Genomic DNA, 12,664 nt, shown 5'->3' with positions numbered 1-12,664 from the left:
TGGGGGCATGAGACAGGTCTCGGATCTCCAGCGTATGGTCGCCCCGCTGAAGGTGGTGTCCGATTTCGATCCGGCCGGTGACCAGCCGGCCGCGATCGCGGACCTCGAGCGGCGGATCAACGCCGGCGAGCAGGACGTCGTCCTGCTGGGCGCCACCGGCACGGGTAAGACCGCGACGATCGCCTGGCTGGCCGAGAAGATCCAGCGCCCGATGCTGATCCTCCAGCCGAACAAGACGCTCGCCGCCCAGTTCGCGAACGAGTTGCGGCACTTCTTCCCGCAGAACGCGGTCGAGTACTTCGTCTCCTACTACGACTACTACCAGCCGGAGGCGTACGTCCCGCAGACGGACACCTACATCGAGAAGGACTCCTCGATCAACGAGGAGGTCGAGCGGCTGCGGCACTCGGCCACCTGGTCGCTGCTGACCCGCCGCGACGTGGTCGTGGTCGCGACCGTCTCCTGCATCTATGGCCTCGGCTCCGCCGACGAGTACCTGAACCGCATGATCCACGTGAAGGTCGGCACCGAGATGGACCGCGACGGCCTGCTCCGCAAGCTCGTCGGAGTGCAGTACGCGCGGAACGACCTGGCCGGCACCCGCGGCACGTTCCGGGTCCGTGGCGACACGCTCGAGGTCTTCCCGGTGTACCAGGAGCTCGCCGTCCGGGTGGAGTTCTTCGGCGACGAGATCGAGCGCGTGATGACGCTGCACCCGCTGACCGGTGAGGTGATCAGCGAGGAGGACGAGGTCTACATCGGCGCCGCGACGCACTACGTGACCGCGCCGGAGCGGATGGAGCGCGCGATCACCTCGATCGAGGCCGAGCTGGAGGAGCGCCTGGCCGAGCTCGAGCGCGGTGGCCAGTTGCTGGAAGCCCAACGACTGCGGATGCGGACGACGTACGACATCGAGATGATGCGTCAGATCGGCACCTGCTCCGGTATCGAGAACTACTCGCGGCACACCGACGGACGCGAGGCCGGTACGGCTCCGCACTGCCTGCTGGACTACTTCCCCGAGGACTTCCTGCTGGTCATCGACGAGTCGCACGTGACCGTGCCGCAGATCGGCGGCATGTACGAGGGCGACATGTCCCGGAAGCGGACGCTGGTCGAGCACGGGTTCCGGCTGCCGTCGGCGATGGACAACCGGCCGCTGCGCTGGGAGGAGTTCCTGGAGCGGATCGGCCAGACGGTCTACCTGTCGGCGACCCCGGGGCAGTACGAGCAGGACAAGTCCGACGGGTACGTCGAGCAGCTCATCCGGCCGACCGGTCTGGTCGACCCCGAGGTGATCGTGAAGCCGACCAAGGGCCAGATCGACGACCTGATCCACGAGATCCGCGGCCGCGTCGAGCGGAACGAGCGGGTCCTGGTCACCACGCTGACGAAGAAGATGTCGGAGGACCTGACCGACTACCTGCTGGAGATGGGCATCCGGACCAGGTATCTGCACAGCGAGGTGGACACCCTGCGCCGGGTCGAGCTGCTCCGCGAGCTGCGGATGGGCGAGTACGACGTACTCGTCGGCATCAACCTGCTGCGTGAGGGTCTCGACCTGCCGGAGGTCTCGCTGGTCGCGATCCTGGACGCGGACAAGGAAGGCTTCCTGCGGTCGGGCCGGTCGCTGATCCAGACCATCGGCCGCGCCGCCCGGAACGTGTCCGGCCAGGTGTTCATGTACGCCGACAAGATCACCCCGTCGATGGAGATGGCGATCGACGAGACGAACCGGCGCCGCGCCAAGCAGATCGCCTACAACGAGGAGCACGGCGTCGACCCGCAGCCGCTGCGGAAGAAGATCGCCGACATCACCGACATGCTCGCCCGCGAGGACGCCGACACCGCCGAGCTGCTCGGTTCGGGGCGGACGCAGTCGCGCGGCAAGGCGCCGGTGCCGGGTGGCGGCAAGACGAAGGCGGGGGAGAAGGCCAAGGAGCTGGCCGGCGGCCTGCCGTCGTCCGACCTGGCCGACCTCATCCAGCAGCTCACCGACCAGATGCACAACGCGGCGGCCGAGCTGCAGTTCGAGGTCGCGGCCCGCTACCGCGACGAGATCTCCGAGCTCAAGAAGGAGCTCCGCCAGATGACGAACGCGGGGATGAAGTAGCCGGCTACTGATTGGGTACGACGGTGTGCTGCGGCGACTCGTCGGCGAACAGGGTGAACACGTCCGGCCGCGAATAGTGGCCGACGGCATCGAAGTCGAACTTGCTCCGATCCAGGTCGCCGAGATCGAGCTCCGCAACGAGGACACCCTCGCCGCCCCGCAACGGGCCGGCGAGGATCTCGCCGAGCGGGGAGACGATCACGCTGCCGCCGTCGATCAGGACGGTCCCCGGTGCGTCGCCCTGGACCGGGTGGACGTCGTCGGGCAAGTCGGCGCGGGTGAGGTACTGGTTCGCGCCGATCACGAAGCAGCGGCCCTCGAGTGCGACGTGCCGCATCGTCGCCTGCCACTGATCGCGATCGTCCACCGTCGGTGCGCACCAGATCTCGACGCCCTTCGCGTACATGGCCTGGCGGAAGAGCGGCATGTAGTTCTCCCAGCAGATCGCCGCGCCGAGCACACCGAAATCGGTGTGCACCGCCGGCATGGTCGAGCCGTCGCCCTGCCCCCAGAGGAAGCGCTCGGCCGCCGTCGGCATCAGCTTGCGGTGGTGCGCCACCAGCCCGTGCCGCGGGTCGATGAAGACGGCGGTGCAATAGAGCGTCCCGCCATCGCGCTCGATCACGCCGGCGACGAGGTGAACGCCGAGTTCCGCCGCGAGGTCCGCCAGCCGGGCGATCTCCGGACCGGACAGTTGAACGGCGGCCTCGCGGTAGCGCCGGAAGACGTCGCGCCCTTCGGGTGACCGGGAGCCGACCGTCACGCCGAAGTCGAGCCCCTTCGGATAGCCGCCGAGGAACGCCTCGGGCAGCACGATCAGCCGAGCGCCGGTCGCGGCGGCCTCGCGCACGTACCGCTCGGCCTTGGTCAAAGTCGCGGGCGTGTCGAACAAGGTGGAACCCGCCTGTACTGCGGCGACGACAACGGAAGTCATGTCGAGCAGCGTAGTTCTGTCCGCGACGGGGTCTACTCTGCCTCTCAGAGCCACCCCAGGGGAGGAACCATGTTCGACCACCTGTCCTTGCAATGCGACGACGTGGACGCGAGCCGTCGCTTCTACGAGACGGTCCTGACACCGCTCGGCATCGGCGTGTCGATGGAGTTCGGCGACGTCCTCGGGTTGTCCGGGCAGGACGGCGTACCGAAGTTCTGGCTGGGGAAGACGACCACCGGGGGAGCTCAGCGGGAGATCCACCTGGCGTTCACGGCGCCCAACCGTGCGACCGTCGACAGCGTGTATCGCGCGGTCCGGGAGCTCGGGGCCGAGGTCCTGCACGAGCCTCGCGAATGGCCGGAGTACCACGCCGGCTACTACGCGGTCTTCATGCGCGACCCCGACAGCAACAACGTCGAGGTCGTCTCCCACAGCTGAGAGGAGCACGCGATGGCGAGGCTGAGTGGGGACGACATCCTCGCGCACTGCCTGGGCAAGCCGGGTGCGTGGCAGGACGAGCCGTGGGAAGGGGATGTCGTCGCGAAGGTCGGGGACAAGATCTTCGCGTTCCTCGGTGGCGGCGAGGGGGTCGGGCTCAAGTGCGGCGCCAACCGGGACGAGGCTGACGAGCTGGTCGACACCTATCCCGGCGACGTCAGCAAGATGGCATACATCGGGCGCTCGGGGTGGAACACGGTGCGCCTCGGCGGCAGCGTCCCCGACGACGAGATCCTCGAGCTGATCGACACGTCGTACGAGACGATCGTGGCCAAGTTGCCGAAGAGCAGGCGTCCGGTCGTCGACAACTGATCACTCGGCGCGACTATTCCCCGAACCGACTGTGATCATTTCGACAGCCGGACACGGTGTCCCGGATTTGGAGACTCGTACGTCGACCCGTCAGAATGGTCGTGGAGAAGGGGAGTATTCCTTCGCGGTGGCATCGTCATCACGGTCAAGGGCTTGTGTCCCGCGCCCGGTGCCCCCGGCCAGGCTCACTCGGTGAGTCCGGCGGAAGAGACCTTCGGAGTCCTGTTTCGTCTGAGCTCCGGAGGTTTTCTGTGCACGTTGCTGACTACGTTTGGTACATCACCGTCGGCGTCCTGCTCGCGCTGCTGGCCTTCGACGTCTTCATCATCGGCCGCCGCCCGCACGAGCCGACCACTCGTGAGTCGGCCACCGCGATCGCGTTCTACATCGGTCTGGCGGTGCTCTTCGGCCTCGGGGTCTGGGTGTTCTCCGGCGGCAACTACGCGGGGGAGTTCTTCGCCGGCTGGCTGACCGAGTACAGCCTGAGTGTCGACAACCTGTTCATCTTCCTGATCATCATGGCCAGGTTCGGGGTGCCGAGGAAATACCAGCAGACCGCGCTGCTGATCGGCATCATCCTGGCACTGGTCTTCCGCGGCATCTTCATCGCGGTCGGCGCGGCCGCGATCAACGAGTTCTCCTGGATCTTCTACCTGTTCGGCGCGTTCCTGGTCTACACCGCGATCCACCTGGCCAGGCAGGGCGAGAACGACGACGAGGACTTCAAGGAGAACGCGGTCATCCGGTTCGCCAAGAAGCGGCTGAACGCCACCGACGAGTACAACGGCGTCAAGCTCACCGTGCTGAAGAACGGCAAGCGACTCGTCACCCCGATGGCGATCGTGATCATCGCGCTCGGTACTACCGACCTGCTGTTCGCGCTGGACTCGATCCCGGCGATCTACGGCCTGACCCAGGAACCGTTCCTGGTCTTCGCCGCGAATGTGTTCGCGCTGATGGGCCTGCGGCAGCTGTACTTCCTGCTCGGCGATCTGCTGAAGCGCCTGGTCTACCTGTCGATCGGCCTGTCGGTCGTGCTCGCCTTCATCGGCGTGAAGCTGGTTCTGCACGCGATGCACGTCAACGAACTCCCGTTCATCAACGGCGGCCACCACATCGACTGGGCCCCCGAGATCCCGATCTGGTTCTCCCTGGGCTTCATCATCATCACGCTCGGCATCACCACCGTCGCCAGCCTCCGCAAGTCCCGCACGTTGGAGGCCGAGGCCGCGGCCGACGGTACGCCGACCTCGCCGGAAGCCTCACCCGCCCCGTCGGAGCCGGAGCTCGACCCGAAAACCAAAGCCGAACTCGACGCGATCCGCCCGCCAGAGCCGCACGAATCAGACGCCAAGAACTCCTGATCTGACCTCGCCACGTCGCCCCGGACCTCCGGTCCGGGGCGACGCATTTGTGGGTAGAGCAGGCGCGTGCTGCCGGCCCGTCGGCCCGACCGGGAGAGGCGGTCGTCCACCACGGTGGAGCTCTGGCGTCGGCGCTTGCAGACGAGCCAGGACGTTGTGCACTCGCCACACGTCGTCCGTCGTACCAGCGACCTCGTTGTGGTCGTACGAGCGACCTCGTTGCGGACGGGACCGATCCGGGGGCGTGGTCTGCCCCGAACGCCTGCGGAAAGGCGGGGACTGCACTGCGACGGTGGATCGGCGGAGGGATCGGGATCATGCGAGTGCCCGGACTGCACAACCTCATCAAGCGACCCGGACGAGACCGGGGACGGCATCGCCGCGGCCGGCCGGCGGTCCAGAATCACTGGCAGGTGGCGGGATCGATCGCCGCGGTGGTCACCCTCGCCGCGTTGGCGACCGCGCAACTCCCGGACCGCCCGGCGAGCGGCGGGTACGCCGCCGCCGGCGGGTACGACGCGGCCGGGGCTGCGCAGGCGTCCGCGGCCGATCCGTTCATCGATGACGAGGTGCTGGACGAGTTCGTCACGCCGGAGCAGCTCGTCGCGGTCCCCGTCGGGCCTGGCCGGGTCGCGAAACCGGTGCAGATGGTGCTCTCGGGCGCGCCGGTGATCAGGACGCTCGGCGAGAGCGGGATCCCGGACGTCGCCGTGCGGGCGTACAAGAAGGCCGAGGCACGGTTGGCCGTCAGCGACCCCGGCTGCGGGGTGCCGTGGACGCTGCTCGCCGCGATCGGGCGGGTGGAGTCCAATCACGGGCGGTTTGGTGGTGCACAGTTGCGCGACGACGGCTCGGCGACCCGGCGGATCCGCGGCATCCCGCTCGACGGCCGGCCGAACGTCGCGCTGATCCGCGACTCCGACGGCGGCGCGCTCGACGGCGACACCGTGTACGACCGCGCGGTCGGGCCGATGCAGTTCATCCCGTCGACCTGGCGCGCGGTGAACGCGGACGCCAACGGCGACGGATTCGCCGACCCGAACAACATCTTCGACGCCGCCCAAGGCGCCGCCCAATATCTCTGCACCGGCACATCGAACCTGCGCGACCCCGCCCGTGCAGCCCAGGCAGTACGGCGCTACAACAACGCCGACTCCTACGTCCGGCTAGTGCTCGCCCTGGCCCAGACCTACCAGGCCGGCCGAGTGATCGGCCTCCCGTCGACTGGCGAACTCCTCCCCGACGAGCCCAATAATCCCCCGGCACTACACCGCTGGCCGACCGACAATCCGCCGGCACTACGCCCCTGGCCCACCGACGCGCCCCCTGCGGACCGCTCCTGGCCGACCAACCCGCCGCCGGCGCTACCCTCCTGGCCCCCGGACGCACCGCCTGCGGTTGGCTCCGGGCCCACCGACGCGCCGCCGGGGGACACGGTGCTCGCGAAGCCCGCTCCGACCCAACGGACCGAACCCGTGGCGCCACCTCGCGCGGTGACCCGCCCGCGGACGACGGCCCCTGCGCCGAACCCGGTCGTCCCCCGGCCCAGCAAGCCCGTCGCCCCCAAACCGGCCCCGACCACGACCGCCCCGGCCATCAACCCGAAGCCGTCCGAGCCGGCCCAGACCCAACCAACCAAGCCGAAGCCGTCGCAGCCCACGGTGAGCGAGCCCCAACCGTCCGAGCCGACGCAACCACCCAAGCCGAAGCCGTCTGAGCCGAGGACCACCGACCCCCAGCCGACCGCGCCGAGGCCGTCCGCGCCGAAGCCGTCCGAGCCGAGGCCGTCCGCGCCGAAGCCGTCCGAGCCGAGGGTGACCGAGCCCCAACCGTCCGAGCCGCAGGCGTCCGAGCCCGAGCCGACTCCATCGCCCAGGCCGGAGCCGTCCGAGCCGAAGCCGTCCGAGCCGAGGGCGTCCGAGCCGTCGGAGTCCGGTTCACCCACGCCGGCACCGTCCGCCGAACCCACCCCTGAGCGGAAGCCGACCACAGCCGCCGTCGGCTGGGCCCCGGCGATGCGCCAAGTAGTCGGCCGAGCCCTGGCCCGACCAGCCTGCCCCCAACCCCAAACCGCACAACCGGACAAGCACTCCAAGGCCTGCCCCGCCGATTCAGCGAAACCGTCCCCGGCTCGCGACGACAAGAACCGGGAACGGTGCACACCGCAGCACACGTGCAAGATCCCGAGCTCCCCGCGCCCGTCCGCCGGACCTGGACCCGGGCGCTGAGCGGACATAGCAGCCATGCTTCCGAGATGCACGATCCAGCGCGTCACCGGGCCGAAGGGCGGGGTCCGGCGGCAGTGCCCGCACCTGCTGGTCAGTGGCGCTTGCGGCGGTCGGCCTTTGACTGGGCGCGGCGGCGCTTGCGTTCGCGGTGGGCTCGCTCCTCCTCGGTGTGGGTATGGGTGTGGGTGGAGCTTCCCGGTGATGCGGTGTCTTCTCCGCGCTTGACGCGGGCGTTGCGGATCAGGACCACGACCACACAGAGGATCGCCAGCCCGGCGAACATGAACACGTACCACATACTCGTCCCCTCCCGGTCGCGTCGATTCTCGGCGGGATCAGCCGCCGGCGCCTCATCCGTTGCGGCTGACTCACCGTGTGGCGCGCCGGGCCACCCAGAGTTCTTCGGCCGGCCACTGCGAAGCCCAGGCGGTGCTGACGATCTCGTAGTACGGGTGGTCGGGTGCGTCCGGTGGGGCGTAGAGCTCGTGCAGGGCGTCGACGCTGAAGCCGAAGCGGCGCAGGAGGCGGATCCAGTCGCCGTGAGAGGGGTGGAACTCGGCGCCGCCGCCCGGCCAGCGGATGTGGTACGCGGCGCGCTGTCCACGGTGGAGGCTGTCGGTGGCGACGCCCTCGTCGGCGGGTACGCAGAGCGCGGACAGCAGGCTGTTGGTGAGGAACACGAGTCGTCCACCGGGCCGCAGTACTCGGGCAGCCTCGGCGAGCCAGCGTTCCGGGTCGCACCACGCGGCGGCACCGTGTTCGCTGACGACGAGGTCGAAGGAGGCGGTCGCGAGCGGCACGTGCTCAGCGTCCGCCTGCACCAGCGGGAAGGTGGGTCCGGTACGGCGCTGCAGCGCGCGAGCCGTCCGGAGCTGTTCAGCCGACAGATCCACGGCCACCACGCTCGCGCCGGACCTGGTGAGCCATGCCGAGCAGTACGCCGTACCGCAGGCCAACTCGAGTACATCGAGGCCGTCGACCTCCCCGAGGACGCCAAGATGCCGCTCCGGTATCTCGTACAACCCCCACACCAGCTCGGGCCTGGACCACAGCCCCTCCGCCGCCGGACCGGTGAAGCGCTCGTTGACCAGCGCCCACAGGTCGCGGTTCAAGGCGATCTCCTCGGCCCGCTTCCCCTCCATCCAGCCAGCGTAGGCGCGAGGCGTGCTGATCAGCTCGGCGAGAGCGCCTGGCGTACGGCGAGGGTCCGGGTGGTCAGTTCGTCGATCGTGATGCGGTCGAACCCTCGGACGGCGCTGCGGACAATGCGATTGCCTTGGGCTACCAGCTCGGCGGGGACGGCGGACGCGCCGTGGAGGGCGCCGAAGGTGCTGCCTACGGTGGCGGCGTTGGAGTCGGTGTCCCGGCCGGCGGAGACGGACAGGCCGAGAGTACGGCGATAGTCGCCGTCGCCCCAGAGCAAGGCCGTGCTGATGATCGCCGCATTGTTGAGAGTGTGGACCCAGTTGTAGTCGAGGGCCGAGTCGACCCAGTCGAGGGCCTCCTCAGCGGTGGCGCCGTCGGTGTGCAGCTCGAGGACGGCACGCTGGCTGACGGCCAGCCGCGAGTTCGGCGGGACGACCTCGACGGCGACGCGGAGCGCCTCCGCGGCCGAATCGGCGACGAGTGCTTGGGCGACCAGGGCGGCGGCCCACTGTGCGCCGTACACGCCGTTGGCGGTGTGGGACAACGACGCGTCGACCAGCGCGAGCCGGGCGGCCTCGGCGGGATCGCCTGGGTTCGCGTAGCCATAGGTGTCGACACGGATCAGGGCGCCGATCCACTCCCGGTAAGGATTGCGGACCGTGGCCGTCAGCGGCGGCCGCAGCCCCGCCACAAGGTTGCGGTAGGCGACGCGCTCGGCCGTGTAGGTCTGGGTGAACGGCATCCGGTCCAGCCACTCGCGGGCGACGTCGTCGGTCGTCAGCCCGCGGCCGTACGTCTCCAGCAGGTGGAGCCCGAGCATGGTCCAGTCGATGTCGTCGTCGCGCGGGATCGCGTCGAACCGTCCGTCCGACGCCTCGCCGGCTGACAGGTGCGGCCGGATTCCCTCGGGTGGTGTCTCCAGATACGGCACGAATCCGGTCAACGGCCACGCATCGGCCGCTCTCAGATAGGTCTGCACCTCCGCCCGGGACAGACCCTCAACCGGTTTCCCCATGGTGTTGCCGATACAGCGCCCGAGCCACGCGCCGCTGATCCGGTCCGCCAGCGTGTCCTCGTCGACCGGGGCTGGCGGCAACTCCACGGGTGCTGCCGGCGGTTCGTCGTACGGCCAGTCCGCGGGCCGCACGAGGGCGGTGAGCTCAGTCTCCACCGTGGCGAGCGCGGTCAGGTCGTCGTCGGCGGCAGCCTGCCGGGCTCGCGCCAGCAGGTCCGCGGCGGGATAGCCCGCGCTGACCAACTGCTCGGCCTCGTCCGGAACCAGGTCGCGCGGATCCAACGCGTTGTGCACAACAGCTCCTCCGATGTGGCGGTCAGAAGCGTGCGGCGGTGACCAAGGTGGCTCGGCGGTCGTCGGTGAGGGGTGCGTTCTCGAGCCTCTTCCCGGTTTCGGAGGCGTGCAGCATGCCTTCGGCGGAGACGAAGCCGACGTGATGGACCTGCTGGCCGGGGCGGCCGAAGAAGTAGAGATCGCCGGGCCGAGCCTCGTCGACGGGGATGTTCTCCAGCGCGGCGGCCTGGTCATGGGCGTCCCGCGGCGTCCGCAGGCCGAGGACGCGCCCGACCGTGTGGATCAGACCCGAGCAGTCCAGGCCGTACGCGGACGTACCACCCCACAGGTATTCGAGGCCGAGGAACATCGACCCCAGCCGGAGCCGGTCCTCGGGAGTCGATGGGTCCTCGACAGACCGCAGTACGTCGTCCGCCAGCCAGCCTGATCCGTCGTCCGGGGTGGCGACCCGCGTGTAGCCGTCCGCGTGCTCGGTCGACGCCAGCACGGTCCCGAACGACAGCTCGGTCAGCGCGGCACCGCCGGGCTCGGCGGTCAGCGATGCCGTCGGTACGGCGATCGCGACCGGAGCCGAGGCGCTGCCCGGCAACTCACCCAGGTGGCTCGACGGGACCCAGCCCGGGTAGCCCAGCTCGTCCTGGGAGGACGGCTGCCACGGGGCGACGATCTCGGACCAGCCGTCGCGTTCGGAGCGGACCAGCACGGGCTCGGCGAACAACAGCTGGGTCAGGGTCCGGCCGTGCAGGCCGAGGCGGGTCTCGGTGTCCATCGACTTGGCCCAGGCGGCCACGTCGGGCCGGGCAGCGGTTGCCGGGGCGTCGATGTCACGCGGCGCATCCGGTGAAGTCCACACGGTACTGACCGGGACTTTGGCGGCGACTAGCTTCATACGGTCAAGCCTGTCACGCCGAGCCCAGGAGCCGAAGGCAGGTGGATCAGCGAGCCTTCATAACGAATGCCGCCGGTCACGGGAGCATCGCGAAGCCACCACGCCGCGTCCAGGTCGTTGACCGCCGTCGTCGGGTACGCCGACACCAGCGCGGCTGCTGCCCCGACGCCGACGTGGCTCTCCATCATCGAGCCGACGATCATGCCCAGACCGTGTTCCCGCGCCAGCTCGAGCAGCGTCCGCGCCGGACCGAGCCCGCCACACTTGGCCAGCTTCACGTTGACCAGGTCCGCGGCGCCCTGCCGGATCACGGCCACCAGATCACGTACGCCGTACACCGACTCGTCGGCGAGGATCGGCGTACCGACCCGATCGGTCACCCACGCCATCCCGTCGAGGTCGGCCGCCACGACGGGCTGCTCGACGAGCTCGATGGCGCAGCCCGCGTCCTCCAGTGCACGGATCGCGGTGACGGCATCCCGTCGCGACCAGCCCTGGTTGGCGTCCAGCCGGAGTGTCGGTCCCGGGCCGATCGCCTCGCGGACCCGCCGGACCCGCTCGACGTCGGCCTTGGCGTCGGTGCCGACCTTGACCTTGAGTACGTCGAAACCGTCCGCGACCCGGTCTCGTCCGGCGGCCGCCAGCGCATCGGCGTCACCCACCGACAGCGTCACGTCGGTGCGCACGACGTCAACCGTCGACCCGAGGAACCCGTGCAGCGTCTGACCACGACGGCGCGCGGCCAGGTCGTGCAGGGCGACGTCGACGGCCATCTTGGCGCCGAAGTTGCCGGCGGCGGCGTTCTGCACGCGCCGCAATGATTCGGTGAGATCGTCCGGGCCGAGACCGTCGAGTGCGGTGGAGATCGGGCCCTCGACGCAAGCCTGCGCACCGGCGAGCGAGTCGCCGGTCACCTTCCAGACCTGCGGCGACTCACCCCAACCGCTCAGCTCACCGTCGCTGATCTCGACGAGCAGTGAGTCAGCGTGCGTCGCCGTTCGCAGGGCCGTCACGAAGGGCGTGTGCAGCGGCGCCGACACCAGGTGTGTCGTGATCTTCACCGGATCGCCTCCAGGTCGTGCCGGTGGTTCCAGGCTTCGAGGGCGATCCCGGCGATGAGCTTCTGCGCCTCGGAGTCCGGCAGGTCGGACGTCGTACACACGACCAGGACGAACGGGTCCGCATCCGGGGGCCGGACGATGCCGCCGTCGTGCCGGATCCGGGTGTCCCAGCCGTTCTTGTGCTCGACCCGCGTGCCGGTCGGCAGCAGGGCCGGGATCTCGCCGTTCCACTGGTTGCCGGCCAGGAGGTCCCGCAGGTAGTCGTCCTTCTGGTTGCCTACCGCAACCAGTACGCCGGCGAGTCCGGCCGGGCTCATCAGGTTGCTGATCCCGGCCCGCTGGGCGGCGGCGTCGTCGATCCCGCGCCGGATCGCGCTGTCCCCGGGACCGTACTCCGCGAGCACCGCGTGGGCGGCGTCGACGCCGACCTGTTCGAGCACGAGGTCGGTCGCCAGGTTGCTGGAGCGGGTGATCATCTCGCTCGCCAGCCAGCCGAGCGGCACCGGCGTACCCAGCTTCGTCCAGGTCGCCGGCGCCTCGTCCTCGTCCGGGTTCACCCCGAACCGTCCGCCGGCCGCGGACGCGAAGTCGTTGTGTACCGTCACCGGCTCGTCGAGCGTCAGCTCACCCGCCTCGACCTTGCGCAGCATCGCCATCGCCACCGGCAGCTTCATCGTGCTGGCCGCGTAATGCGTCCGCTCCGCCGCGTGCTCGAACACCGGTACGCCGTCCAGCCGACCGAGCCAGACCCCGAACTCCCCGCTCCCGCCGACCTCCCGGAGCAGCTCCGCGATTCCCATGCGGATCACC

Annotated in this window: 12 protein-coding genes; 5 read left to right on the top strand and 7 right to left on the bottom strand. The window is 69.5% G+C overall.

Translation table 11 applies throughout. From position 1 onward, the window contains the following. The first annotated feature begins 7 nt into the window (after window positions 1–7). Entirely contained in the window at window positions 8–2,113 is a 2,106-nt protein-coding gene (uvrB, locus tag OG876_RS37910; protein ID WP_328521540.1) for an excinuclease ABC subunit UvrB, read from the top strand. Window positions 2,114–2,117: 4 nt separating this feature from the next. Here the strand turns inward: uvrB and OG876_RS37905 are convergent, their stop codons facing one another. Continuing rightward, window positions 2,118–3,047, bottom strand: a complete 930-nt coding sequence (locus OG876_RS37905; protein ID WP_328521539.1) for a carbon-nitrogen hydrolase family protein — start codon at window positions 3,045–3,047, stop codon at window positions 2,118–2,120. A 69-nt stretch (window positions 3,048–3,116) separates the two neighbouring features. On the opposite strand from OG876_RS37905, the gene OG876_RS37900 reads away from it, so the two are divergent. From OG876_RS37900 to OG876_RS37885, 4 genes are all read left to right on the top strand, one after another. Next, window positions 3,117–3,485 (top strand): VOC family protein, encoded by a 369-nt coding sequence (locus OG876_RS37900; RefSeq protein WP_328521538.1) that lies wholly within the window; start codon window positions 3,117–3,119, stop codon window positions 3,483–3,485. A 12-nt stretch (window positions 3,486–3,497) separates the two neighbouring features. Further along, the gene (locus tag OG876_RS37895) at window positions 3,498–3,857 is read left to right on the top strand and encodes an MmcQ/YjbR family DNA-binding protein (protein WP_328521537.1); all 360 of its coding nucleotides are present in this window, start codon (window positions 3,498–3,500) and stop codon (window positions 3,855–3,857) included. A 251-nt stretch (window positions 3,858–4,108) separates the two neighbouring features. After that, the gene (locus OG876_RS37890) at window positions 4,109–5,221 is read left to right on the top strand and encodes a TerC family protein (RefSeq protein WP_328521536.1); all 1,113 of its coding nucleotides are present in this window, start codon (window positions 4,109–4,111) and stop codon (window positions 5,219–5,221) included. A 317-nt stretch (window positions 5,222–5,538) separates the two neighbouring features. Then, entirely contained in the window at window positions 5,539–7,449 is a 1,911-nt protein-coding gene (locus OG876_RS37885) for a lytic transglycosylase domain-containing protein (protein ID WP_328521535.1), read from the top strand. 91 nt (window positions 7,450–7,540) lie between these two features. Here the strand turns inward: OG876_RS37885 and OG876_RS37880 are convergent, their stop codons facing one another. From OG876_RS37880 to OG876_RS37855, 6 genes are all read right to left on the bottom strand, one after another. Beyond that, entirely contained in the window at window positions 7,541–7,747 is a 207-nt protein-coding gene (locus tag OG876_RS37880; RefSeq protein WP_328521534.1) for a hypothetical protein, read from the bottom strand. A gap of 70 nt (window positions 7,748–7,817) precedes the next feature. Continuing rightward, complete coding sequence (locus OG876_RS37875) at window positions 7,818–8,591, bottom strand: class I SAM-dependent methyltransferase (RefSeq protein WP_328521533.1); 774 nt, start codon at window positions 8,589–8,591, stop codon at window positions 7,818–7,820. A gap of 29 nt (window positions 8,592–8,620) precedes the next feature. After that, window positions 8,621–9,904 carry an ADP-ribosylglycohydrolase family protein gene (locus tag OG876_RS37870; protein WP_328521532.1) on the bottom strand — a complete coding sequence of 428 codons (1,284 nt, stop codon included), beginning with the start codon at window positions 9,902–9,904 and terminating at the stop codon, window positions 8,621–8,623. Window positions 9,905–9,926: 22 nt separating this feature from the next. Then, on the bottom strand, window positions 9,927–10,793 hold the full coding sequence (locus OG876_RS37865) for a C40 family peptidase (RefSeq protein ID WP_328521531.1): 867 nt from the start codon (window positions 10,791–10,793) through the stop codon (window positions 9,927–9,929). Continuing rightward, window positions 10,790–11,854, bottom strand: coding sequence for a mandelate racemase/muconate lactonizing enzyme family protein (locus tag OG876_RS37860; RefSeq protein ID WP_328521530.1), 1,065 nt, complete (start codon window positions 11,852–11,854; stop codon window positions 10,790–10,792). The genes OG876_RS37865 and OG876_RS37860 overlap by 4 nt, the downstream gene beginning before the upstream one ends. After that, entirely contained in the window at window positions 11,851–12,654 is an 804-nt protein-coding gene (locus OG876_RS37855) for a serine hydrolase (RefSeq protein ID WP_328521529.1), read from the bottom strand. The genes OG876_RS37860 and OG876_RS37855 overlap by 4 nt, the downstream gene beginning before the upstream one ends. Between the last annotated feature and the right edge of the window lie 10 nt (window positions 12,655–12,664).

It is taken from the genome of Kribbella sp. NBC_00359, assembly GCF_036097425.1.
Lineage (GTDB): Bacteria > Actinomycetota > Actinomycetes > Propionibacteriales > Kribbellaceae > Kribbella.
The sequence above is the reverse complement of the archived record's forward strand: the minus strand, read 5'-3'. Positions and strand labels throughout refer to the sequence as shown.

Bases quoted from the DNA above. Each gene is read 5' to 3' on its own strand.
- uvrB (WP_328521540.1), top strand. From the start codon at position 8: ATGAGACAGGTCTCGGATCTCCAGCGTATGGTCGCCCCGCTGAAGGTG.
- OG876_RS37905 (WP_328521539.1), bottom strand. From the start codon at position 3,047: ATGACTTCCGTTGTCGTCGCCGCAGTACAGGCGGGTTCCACCTTGTTC.
- OG876_RS37900 (WP_328521538.1), top strand. From the start codon at position 3,117: ATGTTCGACCACCTGTCCTTGCAATGCGACGACGTGGACGCGAGCCGT.
- OG876_RS37895 (WP_328521537.1), top strand. From the start codon at position 3,498: ATGGCGAGGCTGAGTGGGGACGACATCCTCGCGCACTGCCTGGGCAAG.
- OG876_RS37885 (WP_328521535.1), top strand. From the start codon at position 5,539: ATGCGAGTGCCCGGACTGCACAACCTCATCAAGCGACCCGGACGAGAC.
- OG876_RS37880 (WP_328521534.1), bottom strand. From the start codon at position 7,747: ATGTGGTACGTGTTCATGTTCGCCGGGCTGGCGATCCTCTGTGTGGTC.
- OG876_RS37875 (WP_328521533.1), bottom strand. From the start codon at position 8,591: ATGGAGGGGAAGCGGGCCGAGGAGATCGCCTTGAACCGCGACCTGTGG.
- OG876_RS37865 (WP_328521531.1), bottom strand. From the start codon at position 10,793: ATGAAGCTAGTCGCCGCCAAAGTCCCGGTCAGTACCGTGTGGACTTCA.
- OG876_RS37855 (WP_328521529.1), bottom strand. From the start codon at position 12,654: ATGGGAATCGCGGAGCTGCTCCGGGAGGTCGGCGGGAGCGGGGAGTTC.